General features: G+C 41.0%; 19 protein-coding genes and 1 pseudogene. 9 read left to right on the top strand and 11 right to left on the bottom strand.

Annotated features, from left to right (window positions below; genetic code table 11):
* The first annotated feature begins 1 nt into the window (after position 1).
* Positions 2-1,027, top strand: coding sequence for an ABC transporter permease (locus V7L12_RS10235; RefSeq protein ID WP_335084220.1), 1,026 nt, complete (start codon positions 2-4; stop codon positions 1,025-1,027).
* Positions 1,028-1,224: 197 nt separating this feature from the next.
* On the opposite strand, the gene V7L12_RS10230 is transcribed toward V7L12_RS10235, so the two are convergent.
* The 3 genes from V7L12_RS10230 to V7L12_RS10220 form a co-directional block, all read right to left on the bottom strand.
* On the bottom strand, positions 1,225-3,813 hold the full coding sequence (locus tag V7L12_RS10230; protein WP_335084219.1) for an NACHT domain-containing protein: 2,589 nt from the start codon (positions 3,811-3,813) through the stop codon (positions 1,225-1,227).
* Between the two features lie 66 nt (positions 3,814-3,879).
* The gene (locus V7L12_RS10225; RefSeq protein ID WP_335084218.1) at positions 3,880-4,839 is read right to left on the bottom strand and encodes a CHAT domain-containing protein; all 960 of its coding nucleotides are present in this window, start codon (positions 4,837-4,839) and stop codon (positions 3,880-3,882) included.
* Positions 4,839-4,988, bottom strand: a complete 150-nt coding sequence (locus V7L12_RS10220) for a plasmid partition protein ParG (RefSeq protein ID WP_335084217.1) — start codon at positions 4,986-4,988, stop codon at positions 4,839-4,841. Before V7L12_RS10220 ends, V7L12_RS10225 begins: the two co-directional genes overlap by 1 nt.
* A gap of 234 nt (positions 4,989-5,222) precedes the next feature.
* On the opposite strand from V7L12_RS10220, the gene V7L12_RS10215 reads away from it, so the two are divergent.
* Entirely contained in the window at positions 5,223-5,444 is a 222-nt protein-coding gene (locus V7L12_RS10215; protein WP_335084216.1) for a hypothetical protein, read from the top strand.
* A gap of 4 nt (positions 5,445-5,448) precedes the next feature.
* Here the strand turns inward: V7L12_RS10215 and V7L12_RS10210 are convergent, their stop codons facing one another.
* Positions 5,449-6,564, bottom strand: a complete 1,116-nt coding sequence (locus V7L12_RS10210; protein WP_335084215.1) for an ABC transporter permease — start codon at positions 6,562-6,564, stop codon at positions 5,449-5,451.
* A 141-nt stretch (positions 6,565-6,705) separates the two neighbouring features.
* Positions 6,706-7,587, bottom strand: a complete 882-nt coding sequence (locus V7L12_RS10205) for an Npun_R2479 family HD domain-containing metalloprotein (RefSeq protein WP_334820022.1) — start codon at positions 7,585-7,587, stop codon at positions 6,706-6,708.
* A gap of 569 nt (positions 7,588-8,156) precedes the next feature.
* Between V7L12_RS10205 and V7L12_RS10200 the strand changes: the two genes are divergently transcribed.
* The 7 genes and pseudogenes from V7L12_RS10200 to V7L12_RS10170 all read left to right on the top strand — a co-directional run bounded on the left by V7L12_RS10200 (position 8,157) and on the right by V7L12_RS10170 (position 18,360).
* Positions 8,157-9,614 (top strand): efflux RND transporter periplasmic adaptor subunit, encoded by a 1,458-nt coding sequence (locus V7L12_RS10200; RefSeq protein WP_335084214.1) that lies wholly within the window; start codon positions 8,157-8,159, stop codon positions 9,612-9,614.
* A 92-nt stretch (positions 9,615-9,706) separates the two neighbouring features.
* Positions 9,707-12,832 carry an efflux RND transporter permease subunit gene (locus V7L12_RS10195; RefSeq protein ID WP_335084213.1) on the top strand — a complete coding sequence of 1,042 codons (3,126 nt, stop codon included), beginning with the start codon at positions 9,707-9,709 and terminating at the stop codon, positions 12,830-12,832.
* A 469-nt stretch (positions 12,833-13,301) separates the two neighbouring features.
* Complete coding sequence (locus tag V7L12_RS10190) at positions 13,302-13,778, top strand: hypothetical protein (protein ID WP_335084212.1); 477 nt, start codon at positions 13,302-13,304, stop codon at positions 13,776-13,778.
* Positions 13,779-14,258: 480 nt separating this feature from the next.
* Positions 14,259-14,549, top strand: coding sequence for a hypothetical protein (locus V7L12_RS10185; protein WP_335084211.1), 291 nt, complete (start codon positions 14,259-14,261; stop codon positions 14,547-14,549).
* Positions 14,531-15,004, top strand: a pseudogene (locus V7L12_RS10180) (HEAT repeat domain-containing protein); the annotation flags it as partial. The gene V7L12_RS10185 and the pseudogene V7L12_RS10180, both read left to right, overlap by 19 nt.
* A gap of 395 nt (positions 15,005-15,399) precedes the next feature.
* Positions 15,400-15,867 (top strand): DUF29 domain-containing protein, encoded by a 468-nt coding sequence (locus V7L12_RS10175; RefSeq protein ID WP_335084210.1) that lies wholly within the window; start codon positions 15,400-15,402, stop codon positions 15,865-15,867.
* Between the two features lie 822 nt (positions 15,868-16,689).
* Entirely contained in the window at positions 16,690-18,360 is a 1,671-nt protein-coding gene (locus V7L12_RS10170) for an MBL fold metallo-hydrolase (protein ID WP_335084209.1), read from the top strand.
* Positions 18,361-18,421: 61 nt separating this feature from the next.
* Here V7L12_RS10170 and V7L12_RS10165 read toward each other — a convergent pair whose 3' ends face one another.
* The 6 genes from V7L12_RS10165 to V7L12_RS10140 form a co-directional block, all read right to left on the bottom strand.
* Positions 18,422-18,733 carry a DUF6679 family protein gene (locus V7L12_RS10165; protein WP_012408115.1) on the bottom strand — a complete coding sequence of 104 codons (312 nt, stop codon included), beginning with the start codon at positions 18,731-18,733 and terminating at the stop codon, positions 18,422-18,424.
* Positions 18,734-19,310: 577 nt separating this feature from the next.
* Positions 19,311-19,529 (bottom strand): hypothetical protein, encoded by a 219-nt coding sequence (locus V7L12_RS10160; RefSeq protein ID WP_104904795.1) that lies wholly within the window; start codon positions 19,527-19,529, stop codon positions 19,311-19,313.
* A 281-nt stretch (positions 19,530-19,810) separates the two neighbouring features.
* Positions 19,811-20,599: a Nif3-like dinuclear metal center hexameric protein gene (locus V7L12_RS10155; RefSeq protein WP_335084208.1), complete on the bottom strand. Its 789-nt coding sequence runs from the start codon at positions 20,597-20,599 to the stop codon at positions 19,811-19,813.
* Between the two features lie 32 nt (positions 20,600-20,631).
* A complete protein-coding gene (locus V7L12_RS10150) occupies positions 20,632-21,381 on the bottom strand; it encodes a hypothetical protein (RefSeq protein ID WP_335084207.1) in 750 nt (249 codons plus the stop codon).
* A gap of 291 nt (positions 21,382-21,672) precedes the next feature.
* The gene (locus V7L12_RS10145) at positions 21,673-22,086 is read right to left on the bottom strand and encodes a secondary thiamine-phosphate synthase enzyme YjbQ (protein WP_335084206.1); all 414 of its coding nucleotides are present in this window, start codon (positions 22,084-22,086) and stop codon (positions 21,673-21,675) included.
* A gap of 563 nt (positions 22,087-22,649) precedes the next feature.
* On the bottom strand, positions 22,650-23,732 hold the full coding sequence (locus tag V7L12_RS10140) for a glycosyl transferase (protein WP_335084205.1): 1,083 nt from the start codon (positions 23,730-23,732) through the stop codon (positions 22,650-22,652).
* Positions 23,733-23,782 lie beyond the last annotated feature (50 nt).

The following is a 23,782-nucleotide window of genomic DNA, read 5'->3' as shown; positions in this document are numbered from 1 at the left end:
TATGTCTCGCTCTAAAGCTCTACAATATTACATTGTTTCTCGGTTGCTTCTTGCACCACTTCAGCTATTAACTATCATCACCATTGTATTTCTCTTACTAAGAGCAACACCAGGAGATCCAGCAGATGCAATTCTTGGTGGACGTGCGCCAGAAGCAGCTAAAGAAGAATTGCGAAAACAACTTGGTTTAAACCTTCCGCTGTGGCTACAGTACGTAAATTATTTGGGAAGCATACTGCACTTTGACTTGGGAACATCTTTAATGAGTCGCGGACAAAATGTTTGGGACATAATTGGGCAATATTTCCCGGCGACAGTGGAGTTAGCAGTATGTAGTATGGCGGTTGCACTCATCGTCGGAATTGCGGTTGGGACTCTTTCGGCTTCTCGTCCTGGGACATATTTTGATGTTGGGGGGCGCTTATTTGGGATCATCACCTACGCACTTCCGATGTTTTGGGCGGGAATGCTTTTGCAGTTGATTTTCTCAGTCCAATTGGGTTGGTTTCCTAATTCCAATCGCTTTCCGCCCAATCTGCCTGCTCCCACTCCTGTCACTGGATTGTATACAATTGATAGCTTAATCGGTGGAAACTTCACCCAGTTTTTCACATCTTTGCACCATCTTGCCCTACCAAGTCTCACACTAGGAATTTTGCTCAGTGGAATTTTTGAGCGAATTGTGCGAGTGAATTTAAAGCAAACCTTGCAAGCAGATTATGTAGAAGCAGCTAGAGCCAGAGGTATTGGTGAAAATAAGATTTTAGCCTCCCACGCTTTAAAAAATGCGCTAATCCCAGTTATTACAGTCTTGGGATTAACCTTTGCGTCTCTGTTGGGTGGGGCGATTTTGACAGAGGTAACATTTTCTTGGCCTGGGTTAGCTAATCGATTGTATCAAGCGATCGCTGATCGCGATTATCCCACAGTCCAGGGAGTGCTAGTCTTTTTTGGTGCGATCGTTGTCAGTGCCAGCATTTTAATTGATATTTTAAATGCTTATGTAGATCCGCGAATTCGGTATTAAGCTGTTTGACATTTTGTTAACCTTCTTGAGAAATACCACTGGCTAAAATACCAAGAATTTTATTCACATCTTTAAGATAGTATTCGCTTAAATCAATGCTCAATGTTTGTTTTTCTAGTTTGAGGAATTGCCAAATACTGCCCGTTGTGACTGCGCCGCGAATTGTTTTAATCTCAGTTGCAGCTTGCTCATTTGGATTAAATATGCGGTTTAGTTAATTGAGTTCCACACTTAATACAAAAGTTGGAACTTACTAGATTATTATGACCACAATTGGTACAGACAATGCCATTTTGAACAGGTGGGGGAGAGGTTTCTACTGGAATTGCTTGGACAGGTGCTAAACTTATTTGTGTATAGGACTTAGCAAAGTGCTGACGTAACAGGTCATGCATAAATCGATAACTACCACCGACTCGTTGCAAAAATAAGCGATCGGTACAGTAGTTGAGAAATTTGGCATAGTTCCAAGGAATAGAGCCACTAGACCAAAGAATCACACGCAGTATAAAATGCTTAATGGCTGGTATTCCACATGTGAGTATTCCAATAAGTATTCCAAAGGCTATTTCTAAACTTAAGCTATCAATTAAGACCGGACCATTAATTTTATATTTTAAACGTATTTGAAATCCAAATGTTATTAAACATATAACTAAAAAAGTTACTGCTGATACAAATATAGCATTAATAGCTGATTGCCAAATGCCTTGGTTTGGAAAAGTTTTATTTTCAATTTCCAGTCCATCTATTCCAGAAAAAAGCTTAGAAATCACACTCAAAAACAGCCCTAAAATTGGAATCCAAATCGTAATAGCAATCGCAATCTCAAGCGCATTCTTAATCTCATTTCCAATTACATTAAAAATAATGTCATCTTTTTTAATCTCTAAAATTAGCTTATAAATAATATAAAAAATCCCAAAAATTAGTCCTAAAATCAATCCTAAAATCGCCCAATTTTTCAACACATTTTTCAGCCAATTTAAAAACTTCTTAGGATAAAACTTTAACTTTAGAGTTTCAACTGTCTGAATTTTATTTCCAATTAGCCCAAAAAATAGCCCAGGAATCAACCCAGCAATCAACTCACTAATTAGATATATTCCTAGCAATGAAGTAACGTTCAAAGAACTTAGACCTTTAATCATATCAGAATTCTGCCCATACAACTGCTTATAATACCGCAATTGCTCCTGATGATAATTATCCCAATTAGTCAGAATCTGCCAATACTCTTGCCCATCACTCAGAACAAATCCTAGCCCAATAATCAGCCCAACAATCAGTCCACTTATAGTAGTTTTACCAACTATTTTTAGAGAATTAATTAAAATAATTATTTTTTCTATTTGTTCTTCTAAATAATCACCAATTAGCCCATAAATCAGCCCATAAATCAGCCCATAAATCAGTCCATAAATCAGCCCATCAATCAACGAAGAAATCCGCCATCTATAATTATTATATAAATATAAATTAATTTTTGAAATAGTCTCTTTTGAAAACATTTTTGGATCTAATGCAGAATACAACCCAAAAATAGACATAATCAGATTAATCAGCCCAAAAATTAGTGCTCCTATAACTCCCCATAAAATTAAATTATAAATAATTTTTTGTCCTCTATTTTTCAAATAATCAGGCTGCATTTTCTCAATCAAAAACTCAGTATTTCTCTCCTCAATTAATCGATATGCCATCCAACTTAACCAACGTTGATTATTTTCCTGCTTAGGTTGTTTATCTTTATAAGGACGTTTGAGCATCCTACGGATATAAGCATTAAATAGATAACTTAAACGCTCTTTAGAAGATTTGAACTGCTGCCATGTTTGTATTGATATTTCTTGAGCAGAGAGTACAATAATATTTAAAATAAGTGGTGTTTTAGCTAATTCGCTTAAATCAGCATCATGGCTAATACTGTCCCATAATTTGATATTCTCAGTGTTTTGTAAATATTGCTCAACTTGTTGAGGAGAAAAAGCATATAATTCCAGAGAACTATTTAGCTGTAGTAAAGTTTTATAACGCTGATATTCTTGAATGCGACTACAAACAACTAGAGGATTAGTCCAATTACTAGGATGTAGAAAGTCATTAATTTTAAGAACACACTTTTCTTGACGTTCTGCTACTAGTTCATCTAGACCATCTAAAAGCGGTATAATCTCTTGATTGTTTATCCATTGTTTACCAATATCCTTTCGCAGACCATATTTGTCTTTAAGCTGGTCAACTAACCAATCTTTAATATTCTGATTATCATTTTTCCAAGAAGATAAAGAAAATAGTACTGGAACAGGATGTGTTGAATTATCTTTAGCCCGTTTTAGTAACTCTTCGGCTAGTTTAAGGAGCATAGTAGTTTTTCCTGACCCAGGTTGTCCTAAAATTAATAATCTCCCAGCAATATCTGATTGCTCAAAAACGTTAATAATGTTTGTATTATCCAGTCTAATTTTAGGTTGGTCACCAACTTTGATTTCACTTGACCAAGGTAATTCAATCTGTTCTGGGTTTTGCTCTACATCTAGAACAATATAAACTCGGTTGTGAAGAGAACTATTTATCCGGCTTTCAACTTCCAAGTTTACCTGTTTTAACAAAGTCTGTCGAATCTGAGAATGCTTTGCTGGTGTTAATGCTTCACTATTACCTTCGCGTCTAAAATTGAATATGAAGTTACGATTCCCTTGGACATAATTCCCCTCAATACGCTCGTTATAATTACCTTCTTCAATATTGCTCCGGCGATTCTCAGACTCGTTATTCTTTGTCATGATTTAATCTCTGTTAGCCTATTTGATGTCTAGGAAAGTAAACGTGTAAGAAAAGTAGAACTATATTTAACTACCCTTAGTTTTCTGCCAATCTTCTAATGCACCAATAACAAAACTAGCAGCAGGATGATTAAGCAGTTGAGCCAAAGCCTGAATGCTACCAGCCTTTAAAGCACTAGTTATCCGTTCTGCTATCATTGGATTATTTTCAATAGTCTTAATGGTTTCGGCAGCTACTTGCATCTTGCCCAAAGTCGTATCAGTAGAATAAGATTGATCTAACTGTTCTAAAAGCTTTTGAATTTCAGCAGCAGCTTCAGCAAGGTTTTGTTGCTTGCTAGCAGCGTAGTAATTACCTTGGATATAATCACCTTCAATACGCTCGTTATAATTGCCAGTGCCTATCCTAATAGTGCGTTTCTCAGTCATATTAGATTTTGTCTGCTTATTAGAGAATAAGGTTTTAGAGTTATTTCTGATTTTAATTTTTGGAGTTGAAGACTCTGGTATGGTATGAAGGTCAATGTTATTCCGACCAAATTCAAAACTTTCAGCATAACTTCTTCCAGCACCCAGAGCGTCATAAAATGCTAGTGAGAAATTAATTGCAGCCTTATCTGTGATGGCATGTTCCATACCAATCACACAATCAATATGGTGGTAAATTGTTTCAGCCTGTGTTTCTGAGTAACAGGCATTGAGCAAAACACACTCAACTTTATCTTTAAATAGCTTAAACAGGTTGCTTAATGATTCTGTACTAACCAGTTGCGCCTCACCAGAGATATTCTCTAGCAATATGCCATCAGTTCCAGCACCGTGACCAGAGAAGTGTACAACCTGTGGTTCGTTATCCAATAATGCACGACGCAAGTCATCAATACGAACAGCCCCTGTGTTAATTAATTCAAATTCTTCTCTGCTAATAGCGCGTGACAACGCTGCCCGAATTTCTCGCACTTCTTCATCCAGCCGCAGCCTGTTTGTATTTATAGGATTTGCTGATAAAATCAAAATCTTCTTCATTAGGATTTTGGCTCACTGAATAAAGAAACTTCGTTAGCTTTTAACCATTGCTCTATTAGCTCAGTTATCACTTGACTCATCTTTGTCCCACGGATAGCACAGGCTGCGTGAAAATTTTTCTTCTGGTCATCTGCAATACTGATATGCATAAATAATACAGATTCTATAGAAATAGTATCTATACAAAGCTACAAATGTACAAGCTATGATTCCAGATGAGGAAACTCAGGGGTGCTGGCGGATTATGGTAGAACTGTTTCGCCGTTGGGTTTTACAGCAGTAAAGTAGAGCGATACCTACGGCTGGCTACGCCTACGCATTTGTTATTTCGGCGATCACATTTGCTACTTCGGAGTTCGCATTTGTTACTTCGGAGTTCGCATTTGTTACTTCGGAGTTCGCATTTGCTACTTTGGCGATCGCATTTGTTACTTTGGCGATCGCATTTGTTACTTTGGCGATCGCATTTGTTACTTTGGCGATCGCATTTGTTATTTCGGCGTTCGCATTTGCTACTTCGGAGTTCGCATTTGTTATTTCGGCGATCGCATTTGTTATTTCGGTGTTCGCATTTGTTACTTCGGCGTTCGCATTTGCTATTCTGAGCGCTTATCTTCTTAAACTGCGCGGGTCAAGTGCATCTCTCAGCCCATCACCGAGTAAGTTGAATGCCAGCACTGTGAGGATAATCAGCACAGCCGGCGGCCAAATTAACCAAGGTTGCAACACCAAAATTGAAGCATTACTAGCCAGAGAAAGCATATTTCCCCAAGATGGGTCTGGTTGTTGAATACCCAAGCCGATGAGACTCAATATCGCCTCTGCACCAATAAAGCTGGGAATTGCAAGAGTTGCAGAGATAACTACATAACTAGCCGTTTGCGGTAAAACGTGGCGGAGGATGATATAAATTGGGTTTCCGCCCATTGCACGCGCTGCTTGCACAAATTCTCGCTCTTTAAGTGATAGTACCTGTCCCCGAATGACCCGTGCTAAACCAGCCCAGCTAATCACCGAAGTAATCACCACAATCAACAAAAAGCGCTGGGTACTACTTAAACCCGCTGGTAAGACTGCGCCCAATGTTACCAAAAGATAAATACTAGGGAAAGTCATTAGCACTTCTGCCAACCGCATAATGACGCTATCAGTCACACCGCCGAAATAGCCGGAAATTCCCCCGATAAGCAAACCGAGGGGATAGGTAATGATGATGCCAAAAATCCCGATAAACATACTGATGCGACCGCCATGTAGCAAGCGACTGAATTGGTCGCGGCCTTGGTCATCAGTGCCCAAAATATTGACTTTTACACCACTTGTTGTGCCAAATAAATGCCAATTTAAGGGGATACCACCAAAGATTGTGACTTCATCCCACTTCGGCGGTAGTGGCAAACTCATCTGCAACAATCGGTATTCTGGCCCGGAGACAAATAGACGCAAGGGTGAAGGCTTTGTCGAGTCTACAATGAGTTTGCGATCGCCCGTATCTAAATTCGTATCTCCCTGAGTCGTCGGATAAACATAAGGCCCGATAAACTGCCCTGATTGAGAAACCCAGTGTATCTTCGTTGGTGGCAGCAGTGAACCATTAGGCTGTGAAGCATAGGGGTCATAAGGAGCTACGAAATCAGCTGCAATTACTCCTATATAGAAAATTAACAGCAAAATTGCCCCAAATCGTGCCAAAGGATTTTTTTTAAGTCGTCGCCACCAATCCATAGTAGTTAGGAGTTATAAGTTAAGAGTTATGAGTTATTAAGCTTTTATCTTAATTCATAATTCATCATTAATAGTTCTTAACTCCCAACTCTGCCAATTTTGGATTGAATAAAAAATCTAAAATCCAAAATTGAATAATTTCTAATTCTCAACTGCTAACTTGTCTAAATACCGCTGCTGTTCTTCCTGTTGTTTTTCATGTTCCACAACAAACACGTTTGAGTAGAGATTAGCGAGAATTTGTTTTCCCTGTTGTGTTAATGATAGGTAATGCAGTCCTTCTTGGATATAAGGATATACGCCATTCCAGTAAAACTTAGCGTAATTGTTACGCAAATCGGCAGGGGTTTGATAGCCCAAAACTTTATTTACACCAGTTTCTTCAAATTCGTAAAATAAAGAAGTAATTTTCTTCAGGTAACGCGGGTCGCTTAGTTGACCAATCAAATCAGCAGCACGGACTAATCCTGCAAAGCATTTTGTATCTTGATGATCCTCTGCCGCAGGCACGGGAAATCGAGTTAATTCAATATTGCTCTTAATTGCCTCAGCATCTATTAACTTGTGACCTCCAAAACGCTCATCAATAAACAGCTTGGCTCTATCAACATGATACGGCGTCAGACTGGCATCAGAAGCGCCAGCAGCCACAGAAATCATTCTGCCATTTTTACCTGTGGCATATAAGTTTGCTGTTTCTCGGTCTTGTCGGCAAACTCCCTTGACGTAGCCAATATCATGGCTGACTAAAGAAATAATACAATGCAACCAGTCTTCACTCGAAACACCGCCTTCCCTGATATGTTTGCCACGTAAAATTTCTTGTCCTACCAGAGTGACTAAGACAGTGTGTTCAACATTGTGGTAAAGGGCATCGCTATTGGCAATGTTTTCCAAAGCCATGTTACCTGCCCAGGCAATAATGTCCTGATAATCATTTTTAAAGCAGCCATAAGTGCGGCGGTAGCCGTCTCGAATTTCATTTACGAAGGCATCAATTAAAATTTCAGTGGCATTGAACATATCTGCTTTCTCTGGTAAATACCAATTTTTTATTGATTTGATTGATTTCAAAATTCCATCATCAAGGCCACCCTTGCTGGAATTTAAGGCAATGGAGTTTGCTCCTTTTTAACTCACGTGTAGCTGTAGACGCTAGCTTTATCTATGTCTGGATACATGGCTTCCTGGTAACACAAAGGCTTTAGAGAAATGATTGATTACGTGTAAAAAATAATTTCCTGGTGTACCAAGGTACATAAATACTTTCAATTCTAATTAGATAAATCTAGATGAGCTATATCAGTTTTTCATATCTAAGCATTGGTTGACAGTGATCTAAATACAGATGGTGTGTGACATAGAGTAGCCGTATGAGATGAGATAATTTTTTGTATCATAATCTACATAAAATTTATTATCATTTTTTAATAGTAATTTCTCTTAGTCACAAAGTTGTATTATATACTATTGCAGATCAAAGACATTTACTATGAAATGCGTCATAGTTGATATCGAAGTAAATAAACTTCAAGTTTTCTTAAGAAAATACCAAGATTTGGTATGCATAGACAGCAAGTAGAGGTGAAACTGTGAGCGATGAAAGTCTTTCAGAAGTTGAGGTGGAAGAAGCTCTAACCTCTGAAGATAGGAATTTTTTAAGCAAATCAGATCAAAAACAAACCAGGGCATGGTTGAAGCCATTATTCTTGGGTACTGGTTTAGGAATTGCGATCGCCTTGGTGGGGATGAGTGTATTAAATCGTTTTCCATCCCGTCAACAAAGTGCGGTAGCGGATAAAAAAGTTAACCCAGCGATGACAGTTACTATCGCCACAGTAGAAACCGCCCGTGTTGTCCGTACACTCAAAACTACTGGGACTGTAGCCGCGAGTGATTTAATTCCGGTGCTACCGCAAACAAACGGTTTACAAATTAAAAGCATCCCCGCAAATGTTAAAGAAGGAGCTTTTGTCAAACAAGGTCAAGTGTTGGCGGTGTTAGATGGTTCCATACTGCAAAGCCAAATTAGCCAAGCAAAAGCAGATGTGGAATCGAAACAAGCAGATGTGGCATCCAAACAAGCCGATTTGGCATCCAAGCAGGCAGATTTGGCATCAAATAAAGCAATAGTCCAGCAAAAACAAGCCGATTTAGCTCAAGCTAAGGCAAGGCTAGAAGAAGCAGCCAAGAATTATCAGCGCTATCAACAACTCGCTGACTCTGGGACGATTAGCAAACAAGAACTTGATACTCGTTCTTACGCTGTAAAAACTGCCATAGAAGTTGTGAACCTGTCCCAAGAAAATATACGTAGTGCCCAGGCTAATATCGGCAGTGCCCAAGCCAATATTAATAACGCCAAAGCGATCGTCAACAAAGCCAAAGCCGATGTCAAGAGTAGTGCTGCTAAAGTGCAACAACTGCAAACTCAGTTGGGACAAACTGTGGTGCGTGCGCCGGTTTCGGGAGTAATCGCCGAGAAACTGGCTAGAGTCGGTGATGTAACTGGTGTACCGCCGCAAACCCAGGTGGGAACTGTGATTGGTGGCACACAAAAACTATTTTCGATTATCCGAGATCAAAAGTTAGAACTTCAGGCGAAGGTGCCCGAAACTCAACTAACTCAGGTGAAAATTGGCGCATCGGTGCAAATTACTTCTGATGTCGATCAGCGCGTGCGATCGCAGGGACGAATCAGGGATATACAACCACAGCTGAACGATCAAAGACGTGAGGCGACAGTGAAAATTGACTTACCGCCAACAACTTTACTTAAACCAGGAATGTTTGCTAGTGCTGCAATTACTACTAACTCAGGGATGAGAATGGTAGTGCCACAAAAAGCAGTGCAGTCCCAAGCTGACGCAAGTGTAATTGTATTCATTTTATCGGGTGAAAATACAGTCAGCAGCCAGAAAGTCGAGTTAGGAGATCCTGGGAATGGCGACACAGTGGAAATCAAGAGTGGGTTACAGTTAGGCGATCGCGTTGTACTTGATGGTGCAGGCTATCTCAAAGATGGCGATCTGGTTCGAGTTGTAGATTGAAGGGAATGGGAATAAGGAATCGGGAATGGGGAAAAATAACCAATGACAAATGACAAATGACTAAGCCAAAATCTAAAATCTAAAATTTCCCAATGTCTTTTAATATCTCAGCCTGGTCGATTAAAAAACCTGTTCCTACGATAGTTTTATTTTTAATTTTGACAGTAGTGGGTTGGTTCTCTTTCATATCCTTGGGGATTGATACTAACCCAAATATTGATGTGCCAACAGTTTCGATCAAAGTCACCCAACCAGGTGCAGGCCCGGCTGAACTAGAATCCCAAGTGACGAAAAAAATTGAAGATGCTGTGGCGGGGTTGGGCAATATCGATTATATGATTTCCACCGTCAGCGATGGGAATTCTCAGACGACAATCAATTTTGTTTTGGGTACAGATAGCGATCGCGCCACTAATGATGTTCGCAATGCGATCGCTCAAATTCGCCAAGATTTACCCCAAGATATTAACGATCCAATTGTGGAACGCCTAGAATTTTCCGGCGGACCGGTGATTACTTACGCAGTTAAATCAGATCGGCGTTCTGTAGAAGAGTTAAGCAATCTCGTAGACCAAATTATTAGCCGTGCCTTGTTGGGAGTCCGTGGCGTAGCCCAAATTCAGCGTGTAGGTGGAGTTGACCGAGAAATTCGCATTAATCTTAATCCAAACCGCTTACAAGCTTTAGCGATCACCGCCACTCAGGTAAACGACCAAATCCGCGCTTTGAACATTAACTTACCTGGCGGACGTGCCGAAGTTGGTGGTAGCGAACAAAGTATCCGTACTTTAGGAAGTGCCATCAGTGTGGATATTTTGAAAACCTACGAAATCGTTTTACCACAAGGTGGTTCCGTACCTTTATCTAGCCTGGGAACTATAGAAGATAAATTTGGTGACGTACGCCAAGCCGCCCGCTTGAATAATCAACCCGTGGTGGCTTTTCAAGTCTTGCGTAGTACTGGCAGCGTTCTGGTGACAGTGGAAGAAGGAGTGAAAGCAGCAGTCAAACAACTGGAAAAAACCCTTCCCCCAGATGTCAAGCTGGATTTAATTTTTACTAGAGCCGATATTGTCCGCCAATCTTACCAAAGCACCATTGATGAATTGATTCAAGCTTCGGTGCTGGCGGTCATCGTTATTTTAGTGTTTTTGCGGAGCTGGCGAGCAACATTAATTACGGCTGTTGCCTTACCCCTATCAATAATTCCCACCTTCGCAGTGCAGCAAGCCCTTGGTTACACCCTCAACAATATGACTTTATTGGCATTAGCGCTGGCGGTGGGCAATTTGGTCGATGATGCCGTTGTAGAAATTGAAAACATGGAACGCCATATCGCTATGGGCAAGTCAGCTTGGTCAGCTGCTTTTGACTCTTCCGACGAAGTAGGATTAGCAGTAATCGCAAGTTCAGCGACGATTATTGCAGTGTTTATGCCCGTTGCCTTTATGGGTGGGATTCCGGGGCAATTTTTTCAACCATTTGGCGTTACCGTTGCTGTTTCCACAATTTTCTCAACTCTTGTAGCGCGGATGGTTACGCCGATGATGGGGGCGTATCTTTTACAGGAGGAGGAAAGCGGGGGAGCAAAGGGAGTAATAAAATTCTTTAATTTTAAATTTACACTTCCAGGTAGCGGAAACGGAAGTAAAAAACTTAGAACTAAAAAGCATCAAGGCTTTCAACCTTATAGATCGCTTTTACAGTGGGCGTTACGCCATAGATTAACAACAATGGCGATCGCTTTAGCTTTTTTTATTGCAAGTCTGACGCTGGTTCCCTTAATTCCCAAGGGTTTTGTTGATGATGGCGACTTTGGAATTTCCAATGTATCTATAGAATTACCTCCTGGTTCCACTTTGTCAGACGTTAATAAGGTAGTCACCCAAGCCACTGATATCATCCGCCAAAACCCAGTAGTTGAACGTGTACTAGGAACCGAAGAGATTAATTCTGCAACCCTTACCATTAATCTCAAACCCAGAGAAGAACGAAATATTTCCCAAAAACAGTTTGAGGAACAAGTACGCCCTGACTTTGAGCAAATACCAGGAGCAAGAATTAGTTTTCAAAGTCAGTCACCGGGTGACAGCCGCAAAGGTTTGTCAATTGTCCTCAGAAGTGAAAATCCGCAAGCATTGAATCAAGCTGCTGATGCCTTAGAAAAGCAAATGCGATCGCTAGCCGGATTGGTAGAAGTGTCTTCTACTGCAAGTTTGGTAAAACCAGAGATTTTGGTAATTCCCAACCCGCAACGGGCAGCAGATTTGGGGGTGACAGTGCAAGCGATCGCTCGGACTGCTTCCCTTGCCACCATCGGCGATAATGAGGCCAACTTGGCAAAATTTAATTTAAGCGATCGCCAAATCCCCATTCGTGTGCAAATCGATCCGCAAGCGCGGGCTGACATTAACACAATCGCAAATCTCCAAGTCCCCAGTCAAAATGGTAGATTGATTCCCCTCATAGCAGTGGCAGATATCCGCTTTGGTAGTGGTCCTGCTACCATCAACCGTTATGATCGCGCCCGTCAAGTAGCTATAGAAGCCAATTTGCAAGGGATTTCTTTAGGACAGGCAGTCCAGACAATCAACGAACTACCTGCGATGCAAAACTTACCGCCAGGAGTAGTACAGCAACCATCAGGTAGTGCCAAAATTATGCAAGATATTTTCGGTCGCTTTGGCAGTGCATTAGGGCTGGCATTAATGTGTATCTATGCAATTCTGGTGCTGCTGTATAACAACTTTCTCCATCCATTGTCGATTATGGCAGCCTTGCCCTTTTGTTTAGGCGGGGCATTGGTAGCATTGATGGTTGTCCAAAAACCCTTGGGGCTTTATGCCTTGATTGGTATCATCCTGCTGTTGGGGATAGTCACCAAAAACTCGATTCTGTTAGTTGACTATACAATCATCAACATGCAAGAAGGCAAAACCCAGCGTCAGGCACTCATTGAATCAGGTGTGTCACGTCTGCGCCCGATTTTAATGACTTCTCTGGCAACGATCGCCGGGACTCTGCCTTTAGCATTAGGAATTGGCGTCGGTTCTGAAGTTCGCCAACCAATGGGAATAGCCATTATGGGCGGTTTCACAACTTCCACCCTGCTGACACTGCTAGTAGTGCCAGTGATATTTAGCTACATTGACAACTTCCAAACTTGGATTATGGATAGATTGCGCTATGGCTTTGGTAAGAAGTCACCGCGCCAATAATGCCCGATCAATTTTGGATTTTATAATGCTTATCGGCTGAGTTCAATACAGACTTAACCCTTGTAGCGTTGGAGAGTACACAAGTCTGAAACAGTTTACTCATCTAGCTTTAAGCGTAAGTTTTACCCCTCCCTAACCCTCCCCGTATGTATTGGGGAGGGAACTAGATTTCATGTTTCCCCCTTGATAAAAGTTGCACTTCAAGTTTCTCGCCAGAACTTGCAAAGGGGAGGGAGATTTCATGTTTCCCCCCAATACATCGGGGAGCCACTGCGTTGCGGAGGTTCCCTCCGTTGTAGCAAGTGGCGTGGGATTAAGGGGGGTAATTCGACTTGTGTCTACATAGTAGCCCTTTAGAACAGAGGTTAATTTCCCTATTCCTTAAGACTGTGCGTAGGCGTAGCCCGTCGTAGACATCGCATTTACCAGTGGGAATCATAACAAACAGATTCATTACGGTAAATATCCAATGGCTTACCAAAACATTACCGCGTCCCTTTCCCCAGTAGATATCCAAGAAATTAAAGCAGCCTTTGCGACTATCCAAGCAAAGATGCCTTTTCTCGTTACCCTGAGTGTGGAAGAACGACGCAAGTTATTTAAGATGGGCGATAAAAGCCTAGCCTTTGTCAACACTAGCCTGACTGCGGCCCAGTCTAACCGAGAAATTCTCCCAGCCAGCTTTAATGTAGATGAATTTGTCCGGGATTATCAACTAGCAGCAACGCTTACCGAACTGTTGATTGGATTGCGACAACTGACAGAACAAGTAGATGATACCCTAATGGCAGTCGGCAGCGAAGCAATGGGTAGCAGTTTGACTGTTTACGATTACGTGAAGACTGCTGCTAAGAAAACTCCAGGGTTAAAAACTATTGCTGAACAGTTAGGCGATCGTTTTAAGGCTATTAAAAATAAACCTGCTAAAACTAACTCTGGTTCATAGGCTGAAAATCTTGCCAAAGATACCAGAAGAGTCAAAGGGGAAAAGTTAAAGGGAGATTTAATTCCTTTTCTTTTCCCCTTTTTATTTTGTCAACTGGTGAATGAGTCTTTGATACTCGCGCAAGAGTCTTTGATACTCGTGGACGAGTCTTTGATACTCGTAAGCGAGTCTTTAATACTCGCGGGAGAGTCTTTAACACTCGTGGACGAGTCTTTGATACTCGTGGACGAGTCTTTAATACTCGCGCAAGAGTCTTTGATACTCATGGACGAGTCTTTAATACTCGTTAATCAAAATTAAGGCATTTCCAACTAAAAAATATTTAACTATTCTTGTGGGATGGACGTCTCGCCCATCCTATGAACTGTGGAGACTAGAGAGCTTACCCCATAACATCCGACTTTCTCAATCAGGAATTAGGAATTGCAAGGTTGTTATTATACCCATAACCGCGTGTAATCTGCCGCCTTGCCCCCAATTATGCTCACCATACCCCGTCACACCAGGAAGCTCTCGCTCTTTTTCCTTTTCTGTTTCACCCTACTCCTGACTTTCCTCCTCTCCCTCTCTGGGGTAAGCGCCAAAGAAAAACCTAAACCCAAACCCCAAGATTGGCAGATTAACGGTATATCAGCAGCCCTTGATGATGGATACGACAAAGTTAAGGGATATGCTCTCAAGCAATTAGATAAATATAATCTCAAAGATTTAAAATCCTTGGGCAACAAACCAGAGGAAATTGCTCAAAAAGCCAACAGCAATACAATTTAATGGCGGCAGAATACCTGAAAAAATGGAATCAAGAATTTCCCTTAAAGAAATTCTCAGCCGCCGTCTACGAAATGCGACTCGAAGACAAACAAGCCTTACCCGCCGATGAATTTTACCAAGTTGCTATGTCTTTATCAGATGAGAAATACAAAATGGTAGTCAGCCGTCAGTGGCAAGATGAAAAAGGCGAAGCCAAGAAAGAATGGTATTTCCGCCACGATAAAATCATGGATTTCTTCTTAGTGCAAAACTTTCTGGGCGAAACTGATGCCGCTGAAGGACTATTAGTTGATAGAATGGGCAACCCGCGATTTCGTGGTGTTTATTTCTTGCTAGCAACCTTACTTGAGATAGATGCAGCCAAAAAACTGCCGGAAGAATTGATTCAATACGCGGCGGATACTAAAGATAATACGGTGAGTAATACCTTTGTGCAGTTGTTGCGGACTAGGTAATTTGTAATTCGTAATTTCAGAGCAGAGTAAGAAAGTTAAATCCCAATACAGTTCAAAATGAGCAACAAAACCCTCATGTAGAGACGCGATTTCTCGCGTCTTCTTTGTTTGTGTAGCCGCGTTTACGTAGTGTACCGCAAGCAATTCATTCGCCTTGGCTCTAAGTGCAATCTCCCTTTCATCGCTATGATCGAATAAACTTCCGGGCTAGCTGGAATGTTGAATATAACGGTTTGCAGTTGAGTCCGATACAGACCTAACCCCCAACCCCTTCCCTAGCAGGGAAGGGGAGTAAGATTCAAAGCCTCTCTCCTCTTAGGAGAGAGGTTTGGAGAGAGGTCAAAACTGTACTGCACTCAAACGAGAACCGCCATAGTTAGGAGTTAATCGGAGAAATGCCTAACCCGCTATACGATCGCGATTTACAATTATGGATTGAGCAAACCATTCAACAGTTAAAAAATCATGAATTTGAGGCTTTAGATATTGAGCATTTGATTGAGGAGCTAGTTGATTTGGGTAAGGCAGAGAAAAATGCGCTCAAAAGCAATCTGACAATTTTATTAGTGCATTTACTCAAATTACGAGTTCAGCATGATGTCCTTGATAGCATGAAAGTCAGCTGGTATAGCTCAATACTGGAACATCGTCAGCGAGTTCTGAATAATTTGGCAGATACTCCTTCTCTAAAAAGTTTTCTAACAGAGGCAGTGGAAAAAGCCTACCCAGATGCTCGAAAGCTAGCGATTAAGGAAGGTAAGCTGGCTAAGTTTGGGATTCGGATACCGGAAGAAAGTGAGTATCCCACCGTTTGTCCTTTTTCAATTGAGCAGATTTTAGATGAGGATTTTTACGGCCTGTAGAGGATTGCTCCTGCTGTCATATTGCTTTATATCATGTCCGCTTGATTACTTATCAAACCCGAAGAACCCCACCCCGCCAAAGCTACGCTTTGTCTCCCCTCGCCGCTTGCGGGGAGGGGATTAAGGGGAGCCAGTGCGTTGGGCGGCTCTGCCGACTTGAAGCACCTGGCGTGTGGGGTGCAATGACTGTGAGAATCATAACTATTTATGCGGACATGACATTACATCTAGATGGATAGACAGCTTGACCGAAAGGTTCTACAATCTGACTGATTGTGGTAAATTTACCTATTGCCCAATCCATATAAGCATAGTAAAGATTTTCTAGTGATTCCGTTTGATTGCGGAAGCACTAAATTAATATAGGAAAGTCTTTAAGTAAAGGGCAGCAGACAAATGGATGTAAAGCTGATTCTAGCTGGATTAACAGTTATATTTACGCTTTCGTGCTTATTTTTTGGCACGAAAAACGGATTCTATGATTCAGATAACTATCATGGCAATGGCTCTGCACATTGAGATAAATCTGTAGACGCTTAATAGACTTCCCGGAGGGTGAGTTAGCTAAGAGCGCTACAAAACTTGTAAAGGGAAAAGAAACTAGAGGCAAACTGTTTGAGCTACTAGTTTGATAGCTTCTCATTAGCCCACCTTTCAGAACCAGTGCGGGTTCGGTGTAGGCGTCCTCCCCAATCAAAAATCTGTATTCTCAGGGTGTAGGGGCGCACGATAAAACTTACCCCTAAGTCACAAAAGCAAGATTTGTGTAACTTTTGGCTTTTGGGATATGTCCATGATGATCAGGTTTGAGGGGAGGAGAGCATGAGGGATAATCTGTCGGCATCCTCTCGCGTAGATGCTGCGGAAACGGGTAGTGAATTAGAATGTTTGCCCTATAGTGTCCAGCATGACAATGAGGGCGTGTGTTTATTGGTGAAAATGGGTCCACACCGCATTCTCTTGGACTGTGGTTTGGAGGATATTTCATCGCTGGCTAAGGGGCTTACTAAGTCGGGACGTGGAACTAGTTCGCCCTTACCAGCAGATTTAGTTTTGATTAGTCACGCTCACCCAGATCACGCTAAAGGCTTACTAGAACTGCATAAAGCTTTTCCTAAATTACCTATTTATGGTAGTGAGGTGACTAGCAAGTTACTGCCGCTGAATTGGCTAGACGAAGACCCTGAGAAAATTTCCCAATTTTGTCATGCCTTGCCGCTGCGATCACCTGTGGAATTCAAAGATGGTTTGGTGGCAGAATTATTTCCCGCAGGGCATTTACCAGGAGCAGTAGCAATTCTCCTGACCTACACCACCCAGCAGCGGACTTACAAGCTACTGTATACAGGGGACTTTTTCTTATCAAACTCCCGACTAGTAGAAGGTTTGCGTTTAGAGGAACTGCGGGGTTTAGACTTGGATGTGCTAATCATTGAAGGTAGTTATGGCACATCCCGTCATCCCCATCGCCGCAACCAAGAAAATCAATTAGCCGAGCGAATTAATCGAGCGATCGCTGACAATTGTTCTGTAATCCTTCCTACCCCAGCTTTAGGATTAGGTCAAGAATTATTAATGCTTTTGCGATCGCATCACCACTTCACCGGCCGAGATTTAGATATTTGGGTAGATGGTGCTGTCGCCACTGGATGTGATGCATATCTTGAACTGCTACCCCATCTTCCTCCATCAGTACAGAACTTCGCCCGCCATCAACCCTTGTTTTGGGATGAACGGGTACGTCCCCGCGTGCGTCGTCTACAACCAGAACATCGTCCCGGTGTAGGTAAGTCACCTTGTATTGTCCTCACCGACTCGACATCTGATTTAGGCGAACACTGCCAATTAGACACCGGGCCTTGGCTGATTCTCCTACCAGAAAAAATTGATATAAAAGTTAACAAAGAATATTTAGCGCCTACCACTCTTGAAACTTATCTCTTAGCTCAACATAGCGATGGCCCTGGTACTACGCAGCTAATTCATAATTTGCGACCCCAGCACGTGATTTTTGTCCACGGTTCCCCTGCCTACTTGGCAGACCTGACTAGCTTAGAGGAGTTGCAAAACCGCTACCACGTACATTCTCCGGCGGCTGATACCTTAGTAGAACTGCCCATCGGCGACACATTTTTACAACCGGCAGCACCAGAGACTAACTATGAAGGCGAACTCACAGAGTTAGGAACAGTAATCACAATCACCCTACCCAATGTGATTACTGCCGATCAGCGTTGGCGGCAATTTGCCGATACTGGTTTAATCGAAGCTCGTTGGCAAGGGGAAGAATTAGTATTAAGGGGATTGTCTCAACGAGAACTGCTCAACCAAAACAGCGATCGTTATACATGGACCGATGTAGACTGTTGTGGTACTTGCCGACATCAAAGGGGGCAGCGGTGTTGGAACCCAGCTTCCCCGTTGTATAACTTTAAGGTAACTCTCGAAGGTTACTGTCCTGCCTTTGAAGGCTTATCTAATCCTGAGTCCTGAATGCTTAATGCTGAGTTAGGATTTGTTACTCAGCACTCAGCACTCAGCACTCAGCACTGAATTATTCTGGATTCGAGTCAGTGTAACGGTTGTGAATGCGCTCTGCTTCGGGACAATCTTCAGTCATCAGAGGTTCTACATTACCGCGTGGTACTGAAGCCAATTTTTGCGTTACAGCACCAATGCTCTCGAGGCGAACCATTTCTTCCCAAGAACAAACTTCGTCCTCTTCTTCTGTTTCATAGCGTAGGGTCACTAAATCTCCCTCTATGTCTATGATGCGGGCGCGTTCAATCCAGCGTTGCTGGTCCCGCAAGAAAACACATACCTCGCGCCCATCGCAACACAGTTGATAAATCTTGCGGTGTAGCATGTACTGTTTCTGCCTTTTTAAACAACGTAGTTAAACCTGTCAAAATCTGGGTTCTACCCCATTACATTACACCTTTAAGAGGTTAATTTCACTGTTCATAACAAGTACGCTTCATCACCCAATCCCAAGATTTGCTTCTAGTTGTCAAAATATCAGGATAATGTTGGGTCATAAATCAATGCTTGCTTTAGCAATGAACTCAATCTCCCTCTGGCTTATTCTAGGGAATGTCTGCTTTTATAGAAGTCAAACAATTCGGTACCTGTCCTAACCAGGTTTATATTTGTTGGTGAGTCATTCTTACCATTGTGTAATAAATAATACTCCAAACCAATCGTTGATTGCGGTTGTTTAACTTGCCTACTTTTAATCATTGGCATTACTGGGAAGTCCGGGGACTTGATTTTACTTTTACCCACTTGTATCTGATCTTAACTCATTCTCTTGCTGACCTTGATGCTTTTCAACAACAACACTCAAATAGTTTTGAGTTTTTTAGGTTTTTGCCTGAAAAAAGGCAACAGCGTAAGGGAAGAGGTAGAGGGGAAAGACCATGAGAAAATTCTACTCCGAAGTCTCAGGAGGATTTATGTGGTAAGGGAAATTCTATAAGCACATTCGATGAGGATGCTTCTCGTTTAATTTTTCCGGCGCGAACTGCATCGTATAGGGCTGCAAGATCTGGCAAATCCTCTGACTGATAGCATTTAGTGGCTAGCACTTGCTGGAGTAAACCCTCAGATTCAACACTAAGATATCCAGTTTGGAAAGCAGATGCAATAATTGTGCGAATCATCTTGATTAGGGCAGAGTGAGCAAGTTATTAGGTCTAGTGTGGAACATTTTTCTCTGTTACTAATTGATATGAAACATTAATACTGTGTGATTAGTATTACACTCAATCAGTGATTTACATCACAATATGATTTTTCGATACTCCGTCTATTAATATACAGAGATAAAAGGGCATAGGAATTTTCAGCATCAATGTTGAGAAGCTGAATATCTTAACAAAATTAAAATACAACAATCAATTTTTTTGACAAGCATCCACAAAATACAATCAAACATCAGCAATCAAGCAAAAAACTGGCGGAAATCTTCATCTTTTTGACTTAACTGCACCCAGTCTAAGTTTAAAGACTGGAATTTTTGCACCAAGCGATCGCAAGCCGGACGTTCGGTAGCGTAATGTCCAGCATCGATTAAAATGAGATTGCGATCGCGGCTTTCTTGAAACTGATGGAATTTACAGTCAGAAGTCAGATAAGCTTGAGCACCTGTTTTGGCGACGGCTGAAATGTAACTAGCCCCCGAACCACCCAAAACAGCAACTCGTGAAATTGTTTGCTGTAAATCAGCACTTGGGGAAAAAATCAAATTAGGGGGAGCAAGTCGGGTTTGAATGGTGGCAAGTAATTCCTGTAATGTTAAAAATGGCTCTAGTAAACCAACACGACCATATCCTAATCCTGCTTGTGTAAGTTCTATGGGAGTAACTTCTTTGAGTTCTAAAATCTCAGCTAACACGTCAGCAGTCCCGTCTTGCACTTGGTCAAAATTCGTGTGGGCAGTGTAAATACCAATATTATGGGTAAAGGCTAACCGTACCATTTCAGCGATCGCTTCACCAGTGCGTAAAGATTTGAGAGGATTAAAAATCAAGGGATGATGGGCAAATATCAGATTAGCATTTTCTGCGATCGCTTCCTGCATTACCGCTAAAGTTGGTGTCAAACACACCAAAACCCGTGTTTCTTCCTGCAAAATTCCTGGCTCAATCTGCCAGCCACAATTATCCCAGCTTTCACACCAAGCGGGATTCGCCCATGCTTCAAACCAAGTAATTAAATCAACAATTTTCATAATTATTTTCTTCAGCAATTGTTAATTGCTAATCAGCGTCTCTGTGGTTGAATATTTAATTTTAATGCTAATTGCTGGCGCATTTCCTGAAAAGGTTTGTTCCATACAGGGCTAGCATTCCAGTCCCATACTGCTACTGGAATAAGTTGTTCTTCAGCAAGATAAGTTAGCAGACGGTACTCATCTTCTGGTTCACGAGAAAAGGTGAAGGGGTTGCGGTAGCCTGTCTCACACAGTTTATAAGATACGACCTGACCATGCTTAATACGTTGTAAAAGTTCCTTACCTTTGACAAGCAAATAATCCAAAAATAACAGACTAAAAGGCTCTATGTGTGCGCGTTTTTGTGGTTCCTTTTGTACCCATCTTGCCCAATCAAATCCATAAATAAAATCATGAACATAACGGAAGCGTATTTCCGTATGATTTCCGAACATCTCTGTCAGACAAACCATCTTTTCAGCAAAAACTTTTAAGAAAGGAATAGCTCCTTCTTCTGCGGTTAAAGCCTGTCTAAGCATACTACTCACCAGAAAATCAAAATCCCAGAAAATATTTTCTGGAAAATTTTGCAATTGAGTACGGACTATGCTTTCGAGAGTTTCTTGAATAGTTGTGAGAATTGGAATGTCAGTATTTTGTTCAGCGATCAAATTTTCCAATTCTGCAAAGCTGGTAATTAATATTTTTTGGGGACTAAGTGATAATAAGTTTACAGACTGCTGGGCAAGAATTTCATCAATAACTTGAAATGTATTAGTTGGTGTTAGTTTTTGCTTCATAGTAATAGTAATAGCCCAGGCAGCTTACACTAAATATTAGTGTATATCGGTATAAGTAGATTATTTAATAATTACAAATAAAATTAACTTTTTTATTTACAAATATACACAAATTATTTAGTGCATATCTGGTTAGTTTTGCATCAATAATTGTGATGAGAAAGTTATCAAGGCGATATTTATTTAATGCATATCACCCTGACTTTAGGAGATTATATCCAAAAGGTATTGAGTATAACCAGAGTATTTAAACTCTACAAAACCACACCTTCAATAAAACTTGAGAATTAGCTATCCAGAAATGTGAACAACCAATTCTCTGGAATGACTGCGCTGGCGGTGTTCCCAAATATAAATTCCTTGCCAAGTTCCTAGTACTAAGTGGCCACGATTAATGGGGATATGTTCAGAAGTGTGGGTGAGTGCAGTACGAATATGTGCTGGCATATCATCGGGGCCTTCTGCATCATGGATGTATTTGCCTGATTCTGGCACGAGTTTTGCCATAAAATTAGCTAGATCCATAAGAACATCAGGATCGGCATTTTCTTGAATGACTAAACTGGCTGAAGTATGGCGCAAAAATAAAGTACAAAGACCAGTTTCAACACCCGATTCTGCAACTGCGGCTGCAATTTTTGCAGTAATGTTGTAAAAAGATTTTCCAGTGGTGGAAATTTTTAGTAACTTTTGGTACTGAGTCATTTAAAACAGTAATTATTGATGACAGTAAAAGCTAAGTAGTAGTTTAATTGGCTTGATTTGGTTGATCGCTAGATCGAGTATATTTTATCCTCAAGAGGCTTAACACCTCATTTACAGCCTGTTTAAGGAAATCTGGGATAATAAATGTGTTACGCCGATTGTGAGACAATGTAATTTTATCTAGATTTGGCTTTGGCAGTTCTAAACTCTTTTTAGAATATCTTGTCTTGTCTTGGTTGATATTCATAGTTTTTGTAGTTCAGTAATGAAATAAACTGTTACTTGATGTAAGAAGGCAACCAGATAAATTCCAGTAGTAACACCAGTAGCATATTTCAATACTAGGGAAATATGCTACTGATTATTATAAGTCTATCTGAATTCAGCTAACATGTGTAAATTGTATTCTTGAGGCGTAAACACCAAATAATCTTCTGGAAACTTTAGCTTTTCCTTCTTTTATTCATTTTGTTTCTTTTTTTCTAGATTAGGGCTGACAAACAACTTACGTGGCAACAAAATCCAGATTAGTAAATTATTAATGGATGTTGCTTTAAATAACTTTATTTCGTCTGTAAATAATTGAGAACAGCTTTAGCGATCGCTTCATTACCATCCTTAGCAATTGGTTGAGATTGCTTTGGAGGTTGGGGTAACTCATGGAGAAAATTCCAAGTTCCTTGAAAAAACTCAGATGGGGTGATAATTTGATGCTGATTATAATCAGTTATACCTTTTACTATAAAAGTTGCTTCGGCAAAGTCTTCACGCGGTATAGTGACAATTGGTAATCCTAGTATTGTGGCTTCCGAAAAAGTACTATAACCAGGTTTAGAGATGACTCGCCCACAAATAGGCATAAAATCTACAGGACGGTATTTGTGGTCATTAATTTTCACTAAATTAGGTAAATCAGGGGCAGATTGATCGAATACGATAAATTGCCAATCTGGAAATCGCTGTAGGTTATCATAAGGAATTTGCTGTAAACCCAAGCCACCAAAGGTCAACAAAATAGTTTTTTCGACTGGTGCAGTTATTCCCCAAAGAGAACGTAAATCATCAGTAAAGTGACGGGGGGAACCGCCTGTTAAGCCGACATCTGTGATATTGTTAAAAGCTAGCATTGGTTCGTGGAAAGGAAGACGAAACAGGCGATCGCACTTTGAATACCAATCACTAATCCAATCTGCAACTGCGGTAAATTCACCTCCCCAATCTCGGTAGATAAAGTCCCAGCCAAAGTTACTCATCATCCAGCAGGGAATATTTGCAGCTTTGGCAAACCCAGGAGCGAGGAAGGGAATATCTGCCAAGATAAGATTAACGCGATTTTGGCGAATAAAATTCGCTTCTGAGGCAATCAGTGAATTTTGATGCTTCTTAATATCCAACAACTTTTCTAAAGTCGCTCCTTTATCCATTGTCAAACTATCCGTTTGCACCACACCCAAATCAAATGCACGAGGACGATAGATAAAATCGCCTTCTATGTAACATTCTAGCAACCAGCGTGGGGCAGTACTCACCACAATTAGCAGAACTTCTGGACATAACTTTTGAATTGTTGCAGCTACAGAAGCCGTGCGGGTAGCATGACCAAAGCCGTGGTTAGTTATTGCTAAGTATAAGATTGGGCGTAGCATTTTTAAGTTAGAAGTTAGGAGTTATGAGTTAGGAGTTAAAATCATAATTT

This window comes from Nostoc sp., from assembly GCF_036918245.1.
Taxonomy (GTDB): domain Bacteria; phylum Cyanobacteriota; class Cyanobacteriia; order Cyanobacteriales; family Nostocaceae; genus Nostoc.
This window is presented reverse-complemented; position numbering and strand designations above follow the sequence as displayed.